This window comes from Novosphingobium sp. BL-S-20 (assembly GCF_055521635.1).
The window spans coordinates 868,855-887,265 of the sequence record NZ_CM145493.1 but is presented as its reverse complement, the minus strand read 5'-3'; the positions used below and the strand labels follow the sequence as shown (position 1 = coordinate 887,265).

Genomic DNA, 18,411 nt, shown 5'->3' with positions numbered 1-18,411 from the left:
ATCAGGCCTGATCCTCCGCGATCCACTCGCCAAGATCAGCCGACTGCCCGATCAGCGCGAGGCCGTGGGCGATCGAGGTCAGTTCGTTGCCGGTGGCGATCCGTTCCTCGCCGAAGCGCTGCTCGAACAGGCCGCGCACGGCGGGGATCAGCGAGGAGCCGCCGGTCAGGAAGACATGGTCGATCTCGTCGGCGCGCAGCCCCGACTGCACCAGCGCGCCGTCCACGGTCTCGCCGATGCGCTGGAGATCGGGCGCGATCCATCCTTCGAAATCGGCACGGCTGACTTCGGCCTCGATGGTCAGCGCATCGCTCTCGAACCGGAAGGCACCATGCTCGGCGCCCGAGAGAGCTCGCTTCAATCCGCCCACGGCTTCGTAGAGGCCGAAGCCGAGTTCATGCTCGACGACCGCGATCATCCGGCCAATCGCCGCGGGATCGGTAGCGCCGTGCTTCAGCTTTGCGAGCTGTTCCAGCGTACGACGGTTGCGCATCATGGCGAGACGCGACCAGTCGCCGAAGTCCGCGAAATGCCCGGCGGGGATTTCCAGAACCTTGTCGAACGAACGATAAGTGCCACCCTTGCCCAGCAGCGGCAGCACCAGATTATCCATGATGCGGTAGTCGAAACGGTCGCCGGCGATACCGATACCCGCAGAACCGAGCGGCTCGCAGCGCCGCGTCGAACCGGGCGCATTCACTCGCACGATCGAAAAGTCGCTGGTACCGCCGCCGAAGTCGGCTACCAGCAAAGTCGCAGGCTCGGTGAGCCGGGAAGCAAAACTGAAGGCCGCCCCGATCGGCTCGTAGACGTAGTGGACCGGACGGCCCAGCAGAGCGAACATCGCATCGTAACGGGTGCGCGCCAGTGCCGCATCGGGACGCGCGCCGACATAGCGCACCGGCCTGCCGACAACGATGCTTTCGGGAAGGTCAGCGAGCGCCCCGCCGGTATGCTCCACGAGATGTTCTAGGAACACCTGCCCCAGTTCCTCGAAGCGCAGACGCTTTTCGAACAGCGTCGCCTGCTCGAAAGCGGGATTGGCCGCAACCGACTTGAACGATTGCAGGAAGCGCGAGCCCTGCGGGAATTCGAGAAACTCCGAAATCGCCCAGGGACCTGCCTCATGAGCGAGGCCGCCACGCACCCCTTCCTCCTGCCAGAAGCACAGGGCCGAACGGAACACCGAACTCGTTCCGCCCGGTGCGGCGAAGTCCACGAGATCGGCGTCTCCCCCGTGCCCCAGCGCAATGACGGAATTGGTCGTGCCGAAGTCGATACCGACTGCACGGGGAGCGACCGAACTGGAACCGGCGGAACGGGGCGAGACCATGCTGGTCGGCATGTGGGAAGTCCTTGCGAGAATCGGAGCGGGCCGCGCCTATCGCAGCGCCGCCGACATCGCGCAACCCGCTCGGGATCCGATCCGGCTGCGATACCGCAAGGATTGCAGCCTCTCGCAAGCGTTGCAACCCGGCGGCAGGGCAGCGCGGCAAGCCCTGTCAGGGCGTGGCACCAGGAGCGGGTTCCTGATCCACCGCAAGCATTTCCGCCATGCCGGATTTCAGCCCCTCTGCGGTTGCCGTCACCGTGAAACGCCCTGCCCCGGCGCCGCGAACCAGAGCGACGGCCATGCCGCCCAAGGCAGCACGATCGTGCGAGGGGAACGGTGTGTGATCCACCGACGAGCCGTTGTCCGTCGCGATGATCGCACCGGCGCCCTTGACCGCAAAGTGCAGGCGATGCGTGGCGGATGGCACGGTGACGCCGTTCGCATCTACGATCCTTGCCCGCACATAAGTCATGTCGTCGAAATGCGATCCCACACGCACCGCCTCGGCCTGCAAGTCGATGCGAACGGGCGCGCCCGCCGTCCGCAAGCTGTCCGACATCCCCGCCGCACCGTCATCCCGGCAGACCGCGCGCACTTCGCCCGGTTCATAGCGCACCGGCCAACGACGCGGCGATGCATCCCCGTTGATCGGCAGCGAACCCAGCGAGCGCCCGTTCAGAAAGGCTTCGACCTGCTGGCAATTGCTAAAGACTTCGATCGTTTCCTCGTGCGGAGTGCGATCGTCCGGTGTCCAGTCGTCGAACAGCGCCACTTTGGGCTTCGGCGTGGCGACGGCGATCATCGTCGGCAGCACCGGCTGGTTCGGTCCGCCCGCCCCATCGGTTGCAGGCCCCGCTGCCGCCGGATCGGCATTGCGGACCAGATGGACAACCGGACGCTGCGACCACCAGCTCTCGCGCTCCATTCCACTGATCTTCTGCCGCCCAGTGCGATCGAGCAGCCCCGCTGGATTCTGGATGTTCGGCCAGCCGGACCGATTGGCCTCGCCCAGATAGTCTACCCCCGTCCACAGGAACATCCCCGAGAACGGCGCATAATCGCGCACCGGCACCCAATTGCTGCGATTATGCCCGTTCTCGGTACCGACGATACTGCGCTTCGGGTTCTGCTTGCTGGCAGCGATCAGCTCATTCTCGCGGTAGTTCTGACCGACCACGTCCAGCATGTCGGCCAGGCCGTTCTCATAATCCTTGGTGACGTTCGGGCGGAACAGCGCCATCGTCACCGGGCGCGACGGGTCGGCGGCATGCACGATATCGAGAATACTGCGCAGCGCCGCCTTGGCCTGAACCGGATAGGCGGTGTCGTGAATTTCGTTGCCCGCGCTCCACAGGACGATGCTGGGATGATTGCGATCCCGCCGCACCATGTCGAGTGCATCCCGCTTATGCCAATCGCCGAAGAACAGGTGATAGTCCTCAGGGGTCTTGGCGACATTCCACTGATCGAACAGCTCATCCATGACGATCAGCCCGAGTCTGTCCGCCAGGTCCAGGAACTCGGGGCTGGGCACATTGTGGGCCGTGCGAACGGCGTTGACGCCCTGCGCCTTCAATGCCGTCAGGCGCTGCCGCCAAACGGCAAGCGGAACCGCCGCGCCCACGGCGCCGCCGTCATGATGCAGTGCGACGCCCTTCAGCTTGAAATTGCGGCCGTTGAGCCAGAACCCGGTCGCCGGATCGAAACGCACCTCGCGAATACCGAAAGGCACCTCCTCATCGTCGAGCACGGCGCCGTCAGCCGCGAGAACGCGAATGGCGGCATGATAGAGCGCCGGATCGTCGATGTCCCAGCGATGCGCATCGGCCAGCGGCAGATCGAGCGGCACCGTCACGGTACGTCCGCCCGGCAGGCTCACAATCGGCGTTACCCCGCGCGCGGCTTCCCGGCCCTCGGGATCGGTCAGCACCACCTCGACCCTGACCTCTCCGGCGGCATCGACAGCATTGCTCACTTCCGCCGCAACCGCGATCACGGCCCGGGCTCCGTCGATCATCTTCACCCGCACGAAGGCACCGCCTTGCGGAATATGAACGTCGCCGGTCTCGATCAGCCGGACACGGCGATAGATGCCCGAACCCGTGTACCAGCGCGAGGAAGGCGCCGCGGAGGTGTCGGCCCGCACGGCGATCACATTCTTGCCGTCAGAACGAAGATGGCGAGTCAGATCGTAGCGCTGACTGACATAGCCCATCGGGCGATAACCGACATGATGCCCGTTCACCCAGACGCCGCTGCGTTCCATGATACCGTCGAACTCGATGAAATATCGGCGTCCAGGCTTCGGCCTGATATCCAGTACCTTGCGATACCAGGCGACGCCGCTCGGAAGGAAGCCGTTCTCCCCCGCGGCCTTCGCATCGGCATCGAAGGGGCCTGCGATCGCCCAGTCGTGCGGAACGGACACGACCTGCCATGAAGAATCGTTCAGCAGCGGTGTCTCGGCACCTTCCGGATCGCCCTTGAGGAAACGCCAGCCGTCAGGCAGTTCGGTCACCGCGCGCGGCGCGGCAGCCGCCATGCCGGTCGGCGCAAAGCCCGCGATCGCCCCGCCCATGATCGCCAGAGACACCATGACTGCGCGCCGCCCGCCTCGCAGCAAGCCATCGCCATTCGATCTACCCTGAGCATTGCTGCGAGCCCTGCGCACCGACATCCTTGTTTCTCCCCCGCACCGTTCGCCCGGCGCATGTTTCTTCGGCATCGTTCAGGCGTCTGTTCAGCCCAAACCGATGTACCAAGGAGGGCATACTCCACTATTTGCAATCTAGTTTCAACATGCGGATTTTTCGTGAACGTGCGATTGAAACTGAAAGTTTATCGTCCCGCCCACGAACACGCTCTTGAGTCGGGAAAAGTCCTGCGAGGCTAAAACCGCGGATGCGATGCTTCGTGACCTCGGTGCCGAGCGAAACCATGGCATTCACAAAAACACACCGACCCCATGCACTCGCATTCTCTTGCGAGTGCATGGGGTCGGTCCAGTCGATACCGAAAGGAGCTATCCTATTCGGAAAGCCTTTTTCTGAACAACGTGCCGACCAACCTGCCTTCCAGGATACGACCAATCAGATAGAGCGCAGCAAAGATTCCGGCGAATATGTAAGCTGCCTTTGGCGAGGCTTTCCTCTCGGCACTGCGCTTCTCGTCTTTTTTCGGCTTTTCAGGGGCCGGTGCACCCAAAGCCTTGTCTATCGGGTTCTGGATGAGCTTCGCGCTTTCCTTTTCGGCCTTTTTCAGCGCTTCGGATTTGCTCGCGGGCTCAGCAGGAGGCTTGTCAAATTTGCCCTTGAGAATGGTAAGCTGAGCGAAGGCCAGGAACAGCAGGGGCGCCAGAAAACAGAACAACAGGGCCCGGCTCGTCAGGTTGTAATGCAGGACAGCTCCGCCCGCTTCTCTCTCGATCTTCAGGATGCCACCGTCGAACACCGACATCTTGTCTTGCGCGGCAGGGTCAATCTTGCGGAAGGTCAGGCTGTCCTGCGTTCGCTTGTGGCTCGTTCCAGTCTGCCGGAACAGCGGCGCAAGCCTATCGAAGGCATCCTCGCTGGACTGCTCCGGGGCAAGCGCCAGGCTGCCCCTGACGTGCCAGATCCAATTGATGAAACGTGAGTTCATGAGATCGTTTCTCTGGAAGGATGCTGCGATTCCGGCGTAGCTTTTGAGCGTCACTCGGCGGGAACGGCGGTAGTACGGCCGAACCGCTCCTTCATGGTCTTCCAGCCTTCGGTGAAGGGGAAGGTCATCTGCTCGCGGATCGACATGCGGCGACCGCCTTCCATCCCGAGCAGTTCCGCCTCGCCGTCCACGCAAGTGCCGAACATGCGGTCGATGAAGATGAAGGTGTTGGAATAATTGCTGCGGCTCGCCTCGAAATCCTGCGAATGATGCAGGCTGTGATGCTCGGTCGTGTTGAACAGATAGCGCCACCAGCGGGGGGAATTGAAGCGGACGTTGATGTGCTGATACGTCCCGATCGCCATGCCGAAGGCACCCGCCAGCAGAGCGGCGCGCGGCAGGAAATCGAAGAACCCGCCAATACCGAGGCCGATCAGGAACAGTTCCACCGGATTGCCCACCGCGCCTTTGTTGATGTTCAGCTGGGTAATGTAATGGTGCACCGAATGCGTCAGCCAGAGCGGATACCAGTTGTGCATGCCCCGGTGCATCCAATATTGCCCGAAGTCGAAGATGAAGGCGATCAGGAAAGCCTGGAGCAGCAGCGGCAGGCCGAGGAACCAGTTGAACTTGTCCCAGTCGAACTGGTGCAGGATGCTTTCGATCATCACCCCGTCGCCGATAAAGTCATCCACCAGGCGCAACACGGTATAGCCGAGACCGACGTAGAACAGGTCGGTGGTCAGTTCCTTCCAGGTCAGGCGCCAGCTTTCGTGGCGCGGGAAGGCCCATTCCATAGCCAGCAACAACACCTTGAAACCGATGCCGATGCCGATGGCGGTCGATGCCTTGGCAATCGAGTTCGGGGCATAGTACCAGAAGGCGATCAGCGCGAACAGGATCGTCGGCTGGAACCAGGTGAAGACGAACTGCTTCACCGGGCCGCCTTCCACCTTGGGGATGTTCTCCCACCCCACGATGACCGGCGACTGCCCGCCGATGATCCGTTTTCCTACGCGAACCCCTTCCATATGCCTGCCCTCGTCGTATTTTCCACCCAATCGAGCGATCTGGCCCGGCAAGAGCGATCACCCGCTGCGGCTCATCGAACGGGCGTGAGCATGCGTCGCTCTTCGCCCTGAGCTTGAGTCGAACATCCTGAAAGCGGCGACATCACGCCAGATGGCAAAGCCATATGCAGAACATAGTTTCGGTCTATGCCGGAACGACTGCAGCCGAAACGACTGTCGTTGCGCAGAAACAGAAAAGCCCCCTTGCGCATGGCAAGGAGGCTTTCAGCCGGATCAATCTCTGGCCCGTTCGGACCTGCCGTCAGCGCGCGAGTGCGAGCTTTGCCGTCGATGCCGCTGAAGCATCGGCGCGGCGGTTCTCGATGCGATCACGGATATCGGCCAGAACTGCAGCACGGCAATCCTGCGCCTTGCGTTCGAGGGCGAGGTGCACATTTGCCATCTTTTCACCGCAGACCGAGCGAGCAGCATTGTCCATGCGGATGGCAAGGCGCTGCTGTCCATCGGCCGTGGCAAGGTCCAGCCCCTTCAGATCGAGGACGGCCTGATCGCGAGCGAAAGGATTTTCGCCGGTTGCGGTTCCGGCCTCAGCCGATGCACCGGTCGCGATGGCCAGCGATGCCAGCGCCAGAATGCCAATCTTCATCATCTTCTCCAAAGCGCAGATACGAGGCCACGTCTACGGTGACTGATGTCGCCATAGCGCTTTTGGGAAGATACTGCAATATATCGGGCAGTTTTGGCGCCCTTTGCAGCCGATTATCGCCGCGGTATTACCAGATATGCCAGTTCAGTAATACTCCCCAACATGCCTACCGGCAGATCAACTTGATTTACAACGCTATCCTTTGAGTCCGCACTCTGTGTGGAAACGGCGATACTGCGCGCTCCGGGCAAGGACCAATCGCGCACGCTCTGTACCGGCAGAAGCACTTTCCAGCCCCGCCCGTTTCCTTCCGCATGGACAAGGTGCCCATTGACGCGGACCGGAGTCTCGGCGCTGTCGCGCGTGCCAGCCAGCATCAAGCAATCGCCATCGCCGCACGACACCAGCCTTGCCTTGTGATGCGGCTCCGCCAGGACCGGCTGCGCCAGCGCGGCAATCGAAACCGCCCCGCAAAACGCGAGACGCCGCAAAAGAGATGAAGTCGCGATCCGTGACGACGGGCCGAAGCTCATCGGCCACTCCGCCGGTTGGACGCGCCATCGCGCGCTCCGCAAACGGCACCTGCCCGTACCTCGATACCTTCGCGCAGGAACGTAAGGAGCATAATGGCGAATACCTGAATACCGCCGGTCAGACTCGTCCGCTTGTCAGGAAGATTGGTTCTGAGGATAACCTGCCGCCTTCGCCTTGCCTCGATCACGGCAAGACTGAAGCGAAGGGCCTCATCGGGACAGGGGCGAATTCGCGATGGAAGGCATAGACCCGATTTATGCCTCGCCCAGACTACACCCTCGGATGCGCCCGAATGCGGCGGAACACTTCATCCACGAAAAGCTGCGTGGCGGTATCCCGTTCCGGCTCGGCGCGGGCCAGCAGGAAGATGTCGTAGCCCGGCTCGAAATCCCCATGGAGCAGCGGCCAGAGCAAGCCCCGCTCCACGTCCGCCTGAACCACCGAAGTTGGCAGGAAGCCGATGCCCACACCGCAGAGGATCAGGCGGCGAACCTCGTTCATGTCATCAGCCAGCGCCGCCACCCGCGTTCCCAGCCGGTAGCGGCGGCGCAAGTGGGTGATGATCTCGATTTCGCCCTCGCCCATGAGCACGAAGGCCTCGCTCTTGAGTTCCTGCGGCTGAGTGATGCGATAGCCGAACAGCGGGTGGCTGCGGCTGCAATAGAGTTGCTGGCGCTCGACGAACAGCGGCTCGTAGACGAGATTGCCACGCACGCTGTTATCATAGCCGATACCGACTTCCACTTCGCCCGACTCCAGCGCATCGAGCACCTGGCGCCAGGAGGAGACCCGGATCTCGATCTGGATATCGGGATTGCGCCGGTGAAAGCTGGCGATCGCCTCGTCGAATTCCTCGGAAACGATGGCCGAAACGATCTGGATGCGCACCACGCCTTCGACGCGCTTGGTCGCCTGGGCGATCTGGTGCGGCATCATCCGCGCGGATTCGAGCATGTCCTCGCAAAGCGCCATCATCGCCTTGCCCGCTGCCGTCATCTCCACGCCGGCCGCGGTGCGGTGGAGCAGGGTGGCACCGACGTGATCTTCCAGCCGCTTGAGCGCGGCGCTGACACTAGGCTGCTGCTTGTTGAGCTGCCGCGCCGCCGCGCCGATGCCCCCTGCCCGCACGATATCGACGAACGTGCGCATCAGGTTCCAGTCCACCCGGCTGGCGAACTTCCTGTCTGTCAGCGGCGTGCGTTCGCTCATGCCTCGTTCCGTACCTTTATCATTGGCGCCCTCTCTCTGCCGATAGCACGGCATCGGATCAGGCTGATAGAACAGACCGGCGATGAAGCGCGAGCGCCATGTGCAGGCCCGGCTCTAGCGCCCCGATTTCAGTTCCGAGCGGCTCCACCACGAGAGCGTGTGCTCGTCATGGGCCGAGGTCCAGACGCCCTTGCGAGTCCAGCGCAAGGCGCCGCTGCCCGCGGCCTTGCCCTTGCGCGCCGTGACCGTCATCGTGGCGGGGTCGATCACCGCGAAGACCTGATCGTCGGTGGTGCGCAGCCAGACTTTGCCCGCGCCGGTATCGATATCGCCCCACTTGAGGTTGTCGCCCACCTTGATCCGCCCGGCGAGCGCATTGGTGGCGGGATCGATGCGGGCGACGGTGCCATCGCCCTGCTCCTGCACCCAGACACCGCCCTCGCCCGCGACGAGGAAGCCCGGCTCCTTGCCGAGCGGGATCGTCGCGGTGACGGCGTTTGTGGCGGTGTCGATGCGCTGGAGCGACTGCTTCGCCGCGCTCACCGCCCAGACCGCGCCGAAGCCGTAGGTCAGATACCATGTCCCCGGATCGACCGGGACCGAGGCCACGACCTTGTTCGTCGCCGGATCGATGCGGGCGACGAGGCCCCCGCGCCCCTCGGCGCCGTTGTCGCTGGCGACCCAGATCGCGCCGTCGCCCGCCACTACGTTGAGTTCGCCGCTGGAGGCGATGCCGGTGGGGATCGTAGCAACCAGCTTTGCGGTCTTCACATCGATCCGCTTGACCGCCTTCTCATCGCAATCGGCCACCCACAGCGAGCCGGAGGCGATCGCCATCGCCCCGCAAGGATGCGCCATCGCCACTTCGGCGCGCTTGCCCTTGCGGGACCACTGCTCGACCCGGCCCTTGTTCGTCACCCAGACGGTCTTGCCGTCCACCGCGAGGAAATCCGCGAAGCCCGGCACCTGAATCACCTGCTCTGCCTGAGCAAGCGAAGGCAGGGTGGCACTGGCGGCCAGCAGCATCGTGACGAACTTGCGCATGGATTTCCCCCTTGATGATGTCTGCGGATCAGCCCTTGCTGGCGATATAGGCGCGCCAGCCGCCGAGGTGCGTGATGTCCTCCGCGCCGTTCAAGGCACGCGGTTCGGAGACGAATCCCTTGACGGTGGTGCCGTCGGCCAGCGTCACATTGCCGATGGCGAGCGGGGCGGGAACGTCCACGGTGAAGCTGCCGAATTCGGCGACACCCAGTTCGTAGACTTCCACCTTGATCGCCGCACCGTCTTCGTCATGCACCAGCGCGGGCTTGGGCGGTACGCTATCGGCGATGGCGTAGAGCCTGTAGCTGCTGGCCGTCTCGAAAGCGCCGACGAACTCGGCCTCGCGGCTGGTCAGCTGCCAGTGGAGCGGCATGTCCTTGAGGTGGGCACCGACGACGGCGAGTTTTACAGTCTGCATCTTTCCCTCCAGATCGAGTGGCGGCGGCGCGGGAAGATCCGCGGCCGCAAGGTAGGCGTCCGCCGCGTCCAGTAGGGCGCGGTCGGTGTCGGCGGGGCCGATCAGGGTGATCCCGAAGCCCGTGGCATTGGCGCGAATGCCCGCCGGGACCGCGAGCGCGGCCATATCCAGCAGGTTCACGAAATTGGTGTAGAGTCCGAGATTGCTGTTGAGCGCCACCGGCGCGGCGAGCATCTCGGCCACGCGGTAGGTCGCCCCCGTCGTGGGGAAGGCGAGCATGTCGATCTCGCCCCACAGCAGGTCGGCGTGGCGCTTGAGATCGGCCATGCGGTAGATGCCATTGAACAGCTCCACCGCACTCATGTCCTTGCCCGGCTCGACCACCGCACGCACGGTCGGATCGACGGCGAGCGGGTTGCTGGCAAGGATGCCTTCCATCGCGGCGGTGCGCTCGGCCACCCAGGGGCCGCCGTAGAGCAGTTGCGCGGCTTCGAGCAGCGGCGCGAGGTCGATCTCGACGATCTCGCCAAGCCCCGCCAGCGTTTCCAGCGCCCTGTCGTAGAGATATTCGGACTCGACATCGCCAAAGAACACGCGCTGCTCGCGGCGCGGTACGCCGATGCGCTTCACCGCGAGGGGGCTGTCGGCCAGAGCCTTGGAGTAAGGATCGGCCATGTCGAACCCGGCCACCACCGCATCGACCAGCCGGGCATCGGCGGTATCGTCGGTGAAAACGGTGATGCAGTCGATGGTGCGACAGGCCGGGACGAGGCCCCGCGTGGACCAGCGGCCCTTGGTCGGCTTGAAGCCGATCAGGTGGTTGAAGGCGGCAGGCACGCGGCCCGATCCCGCCGTGTCGGTGCCGAGCGCGAAAGGCACCAGCCCCGCCGCCACCGCAATCGACGATCCCGAACTCGACCCGCCGCTGACATAGGCGAGGTTCGAGGCGTTGCGCGGAATGCCGTAAGGACTGCGCGAGCCGTTGAGCCCGGTGGCGAACTGGTCGAGGTTGGTCTTGCCCACGCAGACCGCGCCCGCCGCCAGCAGGCGCTCAATCACGCCTGCGTCGCTTTCGGGTTCATAGGCGAAGGCCGGGCAGGCCGCCGTCGTCTCGAAACCGGCGACGTCGATATTGTCCTTCACCGCGAAAGGCACGCCTGCCAGCGGCAAGTCCTCGCCTGCGGCAACCCGCGCATCCACGGCGCTAGCGGCAGCCAGCAGATCCTCGCGAGAGGCCCGGCTGATCCAGATCTGCGGCTGGACGGCATCGTAGGCTTCGATGCGGGCGAAGGCATCCTCGGCCACGGCCACGGCTGTGGTCTCGCCTGTCCTGACGGCAGCGGCGATGCGGCTGGCGCTCTGGCGGTTCAGTTCGGTCATGCTTGCCTCCGCAAGGCCAGCATCGGCGCGCCGGGCTGCAAGGACTGCCCTTCGCGCATATAGAGCGCTTCCACCGTCCCGCTGCCGGGGCTTTCGACTGGACATTCCATCTTCATCGCCTCGATGACGGCGATCTTGTCGCCTGCTTCGATATGATCGCCCGGCGCGACCAGCAGCCTGGCAACGCTGCCGCCATAGGGTGCTTCCACCAGGTCCGAACCTTCTGGCAGGACGATCGCCGCCTCTACCGGCGCGTCGGCCTCTTCCAGCTTCGCGACATGGTCGAACTCGCCCAGCCGCTGCCATTCCTCGCGCTCGGCATCGAAGGCGGCCTTGCGGGTTTCCTCGAAGGCCGCGATGCCCTCAGCGTTTTCGGCCAGGAAAGCGCGGTAGTCGGCCAGACGGAACTCGGAAGGCTCGATGCGGATCGAGCGGCGGCCGGTCGGGAATTCACGGCGCCAGTCGGCCAGTTCCTCGGGCGTAACGGGGTAGAAGCGAATCTGGTCGAAGAAGCGCAGCAGCCAGGGCTTGCCTTCGGTGAAGGCATCGGTCTGGCGATAGGTGTTCCAGACCTGAAGCGTGCGCCCGAACAGCTGGTAGCCGCCCGGCCCCTCCATCCCGTAGATGCACATATAGGCGCCGCCGATGCCCACGACATTGGGCGGGGTCCAGGTGCGGGCCGGGTTGTACTTGGTGGTGACAAGCCGGTGGCGCGGATCGACCGGCGTGGCCACGGGCGCGCCGAGATAGACATCGCCCAGGCCCATCACGAGGTAGTTGGCCTCGAAGATCAGGTTCTCCACCGCAGCCTGATCGCGCATGCCGTTGATGCGGCGGATGAACTCGATATTGTCCGGGCACCAAGGCGCATCGTCACGCACGGTGGCCATGTATTTCTCGATCGTCTCGATCGTGGCGGGATCGCGCCAGCTCAGCGGCAGGTGGACGATGCGCGAGGGGATCGCGAAGTCCTCAAGATCGCCGAGGCGCTCCTCCGCCTCCATCAGCGCCGCGAGGGCCGCCTGCTGGGTCAGCGCCGCGCCGTCGAAATGGAGCTGGAGCGAGCGGATGCCGGGGACCACGTCGGTCACGCCCGGCAGATCGAGCCGCTCCAGTTCCGTCATCAGGGCATGGACGCGGATGCGCAGCTCGATATCGAGCACGATCGGGCCGTATTCGACCAGGATGTTGCGGTCGCCCTGCTGGCGATAGACCGTGCGCGGACGGCCCGGTGCCTCGGGAATCTCTCCGAGAATGGGCGAAAGATCCGCGACGGCACGCACAGGCGACGATGCCGACGGCGCTCCAGTCGCCACCAGGTCGCGCTGCGCGGTTTCCGCGGCGATGGCATCCTTGATGGTGACGGGCGCGAAGCGCAGGCGGTCGCCCGGCGTCAGTTGCCCGATCTTCCAGCGGTCGGCCGCGATCACCACGAAGGGACAGACGAAGCCGCCCAGCGACGGGCCATCCGGTCCGAGAATGATCGGCATGTCGCCGGTGAAGTCCACCGCGCCGATGGCATAGGGATTGTCGTGGATGTTAGAGGGGTGCAAGCCCGCCTCGCCGCCGTCGCTGCGCGCCCAGCGCGGCTTGGGGCCGATCAGGCGCACGCCGGTGCGGTTGGAGTTGTAGTGGACCTTCCATTCGGCGCCGAGGAACGTCTCGACATCCTCTCCGGTGAAGAAGTCCGGGGCGCCGTGCGGGCCGTAGAGGACGCGCAGGGTCCAGTCGGTGCCGATCTCCGGCAGGTCCACGGCGGGCAGTGCCGCATCCGTGGCCGCTCCGGCGAGATGCAGCGTATCGCCCGCCAGCAGGCGCCGCGCGGCATGGCCGCCGAACTGCCCGAGTTCGAACGTGCTGCGGCTGCCCAGATAAGCCGCGATGTCCAGCCCGCCCGCGAAGAGGATATAGCCGCGAAGCCCGCCGGTCGAAGCGCGGCCGAGCGCGAGCGTCTGGCCCGCCGCGATATCGATCGGCACGCCGCGCGAGACCGGCACCCCGTCCAGGGTCGCGCCAAAATCGGCGCCCATCAGGCAGACGCGCGCGGCCGATACGAAGGCAAGCGTCGGCCCGGTGACGGTGACCTCAAGGCCCTCGGTGCCTTCGGGATTACCCAGCAGGCGGTTGCCGAGGCGGAAGGACTGGTCGTCCATCGGCCCCGAGGGCGGCACGCCGACGCCCCAGAGCTTCTGGCGGCCCGGCCAGTCCTGCACCGTCGTCGCGGTGCCGCCGCTGACCACGCGGACCGCGCGGGGGTGATAGGCGATGGCATCGAGCACGCGGGTCGAGACTTCGCCGCTGGTAAAGGCTGGCGAGCGGACGACATCGCACAGCCAGCGCACATTGGTCTCGATACCGTCGATCCGGCTGCGGTCGATCGCCGCCTGTGCCGCGGCCACGGCTTCCTCGCGGGTCGGAGCATGGACGATCAGCTTGGCCAGCATCGGATCGTACCAGGCGCTGACCGTGCTGCCCGAGGAGCACCAGGTTTCGACGCGGATATCCTCGGGGAATTCGACGCAAGTCAGCTGGCCCGAAGTCGGGCGATAATCGAGCGAGGGGTCCTCGGCATAGAGGCGCATCTGCACCGAATGGCCCTTGGGCGTCGGGGCCGGGCCGTCGAGGAAGGCGAAGTCGCCCGCCCCGCCGCGCACCATCCATTCGACAAGGTCGATGCCCATGACCTCTTCGGTCACGCCGTGCTCCACCTGGAGGCGGGTGTTCATCTCCAGGAAGAAGAATTCCTCGCGGTCGGCGTCGTAGAGATATTCCACCGTGCCTGCCGAGCGGTAGCGCGCCGCCTCGCCCAGGCGCACGGCCGAGGCGATCAGTTCCGCGCGGACATGCTGCGGCAGCAGCGGCGCCGGGGCTTCCTCCACCACTTTCTGGTTGCGGCGCTGGAGCGAGCAATCACGCTCGCCAAGCGCCATGACGCGGCCCTCGCCGTCTCCGAACAGCTGCACCTCGATATGGCGCGCGCGGCGCACATAGCGTTCGAGAAAGACGCTGGCATCACCGAAATTGCTGAGGCCAAGCCGCGCGACGGTGGCGAAACCTTCGCGCAGGTCCGCCTCGTTCTCGCAGACCTTCATGCCGATGCCGCCGCCACCTGCGGTCGCCTTGAGGATCACCGGATATTCGATCCCGGCAGCGGCGGTTACTGCCTCTTCCTCGTCGGTCAGCAGGCCGGTTCCCGGCGCCAGCGGCACGCCATGATCGGCAGCGAGTGCGCGGGCGCTGTGCTTGAGGCCGAACGTGCGGATATTGTCGGGCGTCGGGCCGATGAAGACGATTCCGGCTGCCGCGCAGGCTTCCGCGAACTCGACATTTTCGGCCAGAAAGCCGTAGCCGGGATGGATCGCCCCGGCGCCGGTCTTCTTTGCCGCATCCAGGATTGCCGCGATGTTAAGGTAGCTCTCGGACGCCTTGGCCGGGCCGATCAGCACGGCCTCGTCCGCTTCCGATACGTGGTTGGAGCCTTCGTCCGCCTCGGAATAGACCGCCACGGATTTCAGGCCCATGCGGCGCAAGGTGCGGATGATGCGGGTGGCGATCGCGCCTCGGTTGGCGATAAGAACCGTGTCGAAGCTCATGCGGTGACGATCATGCGAACGGGGGTGGGGTTGAAGCCGTTGCAGGGGTTGTTGACCTGCGGGCAGTTGGAGACGACGACGACGACGTCCATTTCCGCCCGCAGGTCCACAGTCAGGCCCGGCGCGGATATTCCGTCGACGATGCCCAGCGACCCGTCCGGCTCGACCGGTACGTTCATGAAGAAGTTGATGTTGGAGACGATGTCCCGCTTGCCGCGCCCTTCGAGGAGGTTGGCCTCCAGGAAGTTCTCGACGCAGGCATGCTCGGCCTTGGTGTGGTGGCCGTAGCGCAAGGTGTTTGACTCGCAGGAACAGGCACCGCCGATGGTGTCATGGTAATCGACCGAGGTGGCGGCGATCGTCATCAGCACATTGCCTTCGTTGGAAAGCAGCTTGGTGCCCGCGCGCAGGAACAGATTGCCCTGCGCCGAGACGGTGTCCTGCGCGCTGTAGCGCTCGGCATCGTCGGCGGCGGAGTAGAGAAGGAAGTCTACGGCCTGATTGCCTTCGAGATCGACGATCCGCAGTGTCTGCCCGGCCTTGACGTGGTGCAGCCAGGGCGCGCGGGCGGGAACGACGACATCGTGAACCAGGGTGCCGGTGAGGCCGGACATGTGAGGATCGGTGCTCATGATCGCGTGTCCTTTCAGCGGCGGAAATAGTCTTCGACATTGGTGAAGGCGCGCAGGCCCTCGGGCGTCGCATTGCGGACAGCGTCGTCCTCCGCCGTCACCGGCCCCCGCCATGCCGTCGCGCGCAGCGGCGTCACGCTCCATTCGGCGCGCGGGTCGAGGACGTGGGGGACATTGGCGATCACCACGATCACGTCCATCTCCGCGCGCAGGATCACGCTGCGACCCGGCGCGAAGGGGCCGACTTCGGGCGTGATCGTGCCGTCGGCCTCGATCTTCGCGCCCTTGAACAAGTTCACGCAAGGGTGGACATCGCGGCGGCCAAGGCCGTGTTTTGCGGCGCCGAGCAGGAACCTGTCACGCCCGCTGGGATAGGCGCCACTGTTGCGGCCCTCGCCGTACTTCGCGGCGTTGGTGGCGGGGTTCGAGGTGCCGCAGAAGGTGTCGTGCGTGCCCGCATCGTCTTCGAGAATGCTGAACAGCACCCGGCCCATGTCGGACAGGAGCAGCTTCCCGGCACCGAGATAGGCGTTCCACTGAATCTTGACCGTATCGGCCACATTGAGCCGCTCGGTCGGCATCTCGGCATTGAAGACCAGCAGCGAGGCACAGGCATCGCCATGAAGGTCGATCAGGCGCAGGCGCGATCCGCGCGACAGGCGCCGCGTGGCATAGCCGCCTGCCGCGATGGTTTCCTCCCACACGAGGTCGGCGGTATCGACACCGGCGGGCAGGTCGTCCGCCACCGGGGGCAGCACCGGCATGCTCTCGACGACGGTGCCGCCCTGCGCCCGTGCATGGTCGCGCGCGGCAAGCGGATCGGCCAGGGTCTGGGTCATGAATGCGCTCCGATGCTTCGAATGTCATCACCGCTCGTGTCGTAGAGCGGCGGCAGGAGGGACGTCGTGGTGACCAGCTCCAACTGCTGCACCCCGCGTACCCGGCGAATGGCGTCGCAGAGTTCCTTCAGTCTTGCTGCGGGACCCTGCACGAGAAGAACTTCGAGGGACTGGTCATCCTCCAGCACGACATGCTGCGAGGAGATCACTTCCTTCAGATAACCGGCCTGCGTCTGCGAGAGCTGGTGGCGCACCCGCCCGCGCTCGCTGCGGTAGACCAGGGTAATCGTTCCGGCGAACATCTCCTCCGGATGCATGAGCGAGCCGTGTTCCGTCAGTGCATGGCGGATCAGTTCAGCGATGAGCTGGGAGCGGGAAGGCAGGCCGCGTTCCGCCACCATCAGGTCGAGCTGTCTGAAGAGATCTGCCGGGAGACTCATGCTGAGCCGCGCCAGGCCTGTGGTTTCGGAACCCATGCCCACTCTCTTTTCAGTTATTACTATTTACGTCAATCGTAATAATATCAGCCTGGTCGATTTCCTCTTCGGGACGCTCGCGCATCGGCAGGTCGTAGACCACCGTGGCGCCGAAACGGTGCGGCGCGTGGGGATCGTGACGGCGCTTGTCGAGCGCGAGGACGCGGGTGCCGAGCGTGAAAGCCTCGCGGATATCGTGCGTCACCATGACGATGGTCAGCGCCCGTTCGCGCCAGAGGCTGCGGATCAGCTTGTGCATGTCGGCACGGATACCGGGGTCGAGCGCGCCGAACGGCTCGTCCAGCAGGAGGATGCGCGGCCGCTTCACCAGCGCCTGCGCGATCGCCAGACGCTGCTGCATACCGCCCGACATCTGCGCGGGATAGAGATCAAGGCTGTGCCCGAGCCCCACCGCCGTCAGCATCTCGATCGCCTCTTCCTCGGCGGCGCGGCGGGCGCTGCCGAACAGGCGGCCGAGCACCGGCGCCTTCTCGCACTCCAGCCCAAGGATCGTGTTGCGCAGTGCGGTAAGGTGCGGGAACACCGAATAGCGCTGGAAAACCACGCCCCGGTCGGGGCCGCATTCGGGCCTCAGCGGCACGTCGTCCATCAGGATCGTGCCCTGGCTCGGCCCCTCCTGCCCCAGGATCAGGCGCAGGAAGCTGCTCTTGCCCGCGCCCGAGGGGCCGACGATGGAAACAAAGGCGCCTTCCTCGATATCGAGGTTCAGCTTCTCGATGATGATCCGGTCGCCATATTCGACCCAGACATCGCGAAAGCTCAGCAAAGTGCTCAATGGCTTTCTCCATGGGCCCAGGGAAACAGACGTCGGCTGAGGAAAGTGAGCGCCAGATCCATCAGGATCGCCAGCAGCGCGATCCAGGCGACATAGGGCAGGATCACGTCCATCGAGAGATAGCGGCGCACAAGAAAGATGCGGTAGCCGAGGCCCACGTCCGAGGCGATCGCTTCGGCGGAGATCAGGAAGACCCAGGCGGGGCCGAGCGCCAGACGCATCGCGTATAGCAGGCGCGGCATGGCCTGCGGCAAAGCGACGCGGATCATCACCTGCCAGCTGTTCGCACCAAGCGTCAGCGCCTTGATGGTCTGTTCGCGAGGGAGCGCGCCGACATGCGCGGCAATGTCGCGGATCATGACCGGCGCGATACCGATCACGATCAGCGCCACCTTAGCGGTCTCGCCAAGGCCCAAGGCAATGAACAGGATCGGCAGCAACGCGATCGGCGGAATCACGGCAATGCCCGTCACCAGCGGACCGAGCGTGGCGCGCACCGGCGGCAGCACGCCCAGTGCCAGCCCCACCATGAGCGCCATCAGCGTCGAGATGCCGAGGCCGATACCGAGGCGCTGGAGGCTGGCCAGAGTGTCGGCCCAGAACACCAGTTGCCCGGTCAGCTGGTCCGGCACGAAGAGCAGCGCCGACATGCTTTCGGCCATGGCGCCGGGAAGCGGCAGAATCTTGTCCGCCGGGTTCACCGCATGGCGGTTCGCCGCCATGACGATATAGACCAGCACCAAGAGCAGGATCGGCACTGCACCGAGGAGCACCCGCCCCCCTCGCCCGACCTGACGATTCACCCAACGCATTGTCATGGCCTCACTTGAAAGGTTTCGTG

Annotated in this window: 15 protein-coding genes; all 15 read right to left on the bottom strand. The window is 64.8% G+C overall.

Translation table 11 applies throughout. From position 1 onward, the window contains the following. Position 1: 1 nt before the first annotated feature. Positions 2-1,345: an Hsp70 family protein gene (locus tag ACZ1II_RS03805; RefSeq protein WP_465144469.1), complete on the bottom strand. Its 1,344-nt coding sequence runs from the start codon at positions 1,343-1,345 to the stop codon at positions 2-4. 157 nt (positions 1,346-1,502) lie between these two features. Beyond that, positions 1,503-3,929, bottom strand: coding sequence for a glycoside hydrolase family 2 TIM barrel-domain containing protein (locus ACZ1II_RS03800; RefSeq protein WP_465144468.1), 2,427 nt, complete (start codon positions 3,927-3,929; stop codon positions 1,503-1,505). 431 nt (positions 3,930-4,360) lie between these two features. Further along, entirely contained in the window at positions 4,361-4,972 is a 612-nt protein-coding gene (locus tag ACZ1II_RS03795; RefSeq protein WP_465144467.1) for a hypothetical protein, read from the bottom strand. Between the two features lie 50 nt (positions 4,973-5,022). Continuing rightward, positions 5,023-6,003: a sterol desaturase family protein gene (locus tag ACZ1II_RS03790; protein ID WP_465144466.1), complete on the bottom strand. Its 981-nt coding sequence runs from the start codon at positions 6,001-6,003 to the stop codon at positions 5,023-5,025. Positions 6,004-6,304: 301 nt separating this feature from the next. After that, positions 6,305-6,649 carry a UrcA family protein gene (locus ACZ1II_RS03785; RefSeq protein WP_465144465.1) on the bottom strand — a complete coding sequence of 115 codons (345 nt, stop codon included), beginning with the start codon at positions 6,647-6,649 and terminating at the stop codon, positions 6,305-6,307. Positions 6,650-6,762: 113 nt separating this feature from the next. After that, on the bottom strand, positions 6,763-7,182 hold the full coding sequence (locus tag ACZ1II_RS03780) for a hypothetical protein (RefSeq protein WP_465144464.1): 420 nt from the start codon (positions 7,180-7,182) through the stop codon (positions 6,763-6,765). Between the two features lie 271 nt (positions 7,183-7,453). Beyond that, a complete protein-coding gene (locus ACZ1II_RS03775) occupies positions 7,454-8,392 on the bottom strand; it encodes a LysR family transcriptional regulator (protein WP_465144463.1) in 939 nt (312 codons plus the stop codon). Positions 8,393-8,506: 114 nt separating this feature from the next. After that, a complete protein-coding gene (locus ACZ1II_RS03770; protein ID WP_465144462.1) occupies positions 8,507-9,436 on the bottom strand; it encodes a Vgb family protein in 930 nt (309 codons plus the stop codon). 28 nt (positions 9,437-9,464) lie between these two features. Continuing rightward, positions 9,465-11,234, bottom strand: a complete 1,770-nt coding sequence (atzF, locus tag ACZ1II_RS03765) for an allophanate hydrolase (RefSeq protein WP_465144461.1) — start codon at positions 11,232-11,234, stop codon at positions 9,465-9,467. Continuing rightward, positions 11,231-14,827, bottom strand: coding sequence for an urea carboxylase (gene uca / locus ACZ1II_RS03760; protein WP_465144460.1), 3,597 nt, complete (start codon positions 14,825-14,827; stop codon positions 11,231-11,233). Before uca ends, atzF begins: the two co-directional genes overlap by 4 nt. Then, a complete protein-coding gene (locus tag ACZ1II_RS03755) occupies positions 14,824-15,459 on the bottom strand; it encodes an urea amidolyase associated protein UAAP2 (RefSeq protein WP_465144459.1) in 636 nt (211 codons plus the stop codon). The genes uca and ACZ1II_RS03755 overlap by 4 nt, the downstream gene beginning before the upstream one ends. 14 nt (positions 15,460-15,473) lie before the next feature. Beyond that, the gene (locus ACZ1II_RS03750) at positions 15,474-16,298 is read right to left on the bottom strand and encodes an urea amidolyase associated protein UAAP1 (RefSeq protein ID WP_465144458.1); all 825 of its coding nucleotides are present in this window, start codon (positions 16,296-16,298) and stop codon (positions 15,474-15,476) included. After that, the gene (locus tag ACZ1II_RS03745; RefSeq protein ID WP_465144457.1) at positions 16,295-16,774 is read right to left on the bottom strand and encodes a CopG family ribbon-helix-helix protein; all 480 of its coding nucleotides are present in this window, start codon (positions 16,772-16,774) and stop codon (positions 16,295-16,297) included. Before ACZ1II_RS03745 ends, ACZ1II_RS03750 begins: the two co-directional genes overlap by 4 nt. Before the next feature lie 13 nt (positions 16,775-16,787). Further along, positions 16,788-17,570, bottom strand: coding sequence for an ATP-binding cassette domain-containing protein (locus ACZ1II_RS03740; RefSeq protein WP_465144456.1), 783 nt, complete (start codon positions 17,568-17,570; stop codon positions 16,788-16,790). Next, positions 17,567-18,382 carry an ABC transporter permease gene (locus ACZ1II_RS03735; RefSeq protein WP_465144524.1) on the bottom strand — a complete coding sequence of 272 codons (816 nt, stop codon included), beginning with the start codon at positions 18,380-18,382 and terminating at the stop codon, positions 17,567-17,569. Before ACZ1II_RS03735 ends, ACZ1II_RS03740 begins: the two co-directional genes overlap by 4 nt. Positions 18,383-18,411: the final 29 nt, after the last annotated feature.

Bases quoted from the DNA above. Each gene is read 5' to 3' on its own strand.
- ACZ1II_RS03805 (WP_465144469.1), bottom strand. From the start codon at position 1,345: ATGCCGACCAGCATGGTCTCGCCCCGTTCCGCCGGTTCCAGTTCGGTC.
- ACZ1II_RS03800 (WP_465144468.1), bottom strand. From the start codon at position 3,929: ATGGTGTCTCTGGCGATCATGGGCGGGGCGATCGCGGGCTTTGCGCCG.
- ACZ1II_RS03795 (WP_465144467.1), bottom strand. From the start codon at position 4,972: ATGAACTCACGTTTCATCAATTGGATCTGGCACGTCAGGGGCAGCCTG.
- ACZ1II_RS03790 (WP_465144466.1), bottom strand. From the start codon at position 6,003: ATGGAAGGGGTTCGCGTAGGAAAACGGATCATCGGCGGGCAGTCGCCG.
- ACZ1II_RS03785 (WP_465144465.1), bottom strand. From the start codon at position 6,649: ATGAAGATTGGCATTCTGGCGCTGGCATCGCTGGCCATCGCGACCGGT.
- ACZ1II_RS03780 (WP_465144464.1), bottom strand. From the start codon at position 7,182: ATGAGCTTCGGCCCGTCGTCACGGATCGCGACTTCATCTCTTTTGCGG.
- ACZ1II_RS03775 (WP_465144463.1), bottom strand. From the start codon at position 8,392: ATGAGCGAACGCACGCCGCTGACAGACAGGAAGTTCGCCAGCCGGGTG.
- ACZ1II_RS03770 (WP_465144462.1), bottom strand. From the start codon at position 9,436: ATGCGCAAGTTCGTCACGATGCTGCTGGCCGCCAGTGCCACCCTGCCT.
- atzF (WP_465144461.1), bottom strand. From the start codon at position 11,234: ATGACCGAACTGAACCGCCAGAGCGCCAGCCGCATCGCCGCTGCCGTC.
- uca (WP_465144460.1), bottom strand. From the start codon at position 14,827: ATGAGCTTCGACACGGTTCTTATCGCCAACCGAGGCGCGATCGCCACC.
- ACZ1II_RS03755 (WP_465144459.1), bottom strand. From the start codon at position 15,459: ATGAGCACCGATCCTCACATGTCCGGCCTCACCGGCACCCTGGTTCAC.
- ACZ1II_RS03750 (WP_465144458.1), bottom strand. From the start codon at position 16,298: ATGACCCAGACCCTGGCCGATCCGCTTGCCGCGCGCGACCATGCACGG.
- ACZ1II_RS03745 (WP_465144457.1), bottom strand. From the start codon at position 16,774: ATGGGTTCCGAAACCACAGGCCTGGCGCGGCTCAGCATGAGTCTCCCG.
- ACZ1II_RS03735 (WP_465144524.1), bottom strand. From the start codon at position 18,382: ATGCGTTGGGTGAATCGTCAGGTCGGGCGAGGGGGGCGGGTGCTCCTC.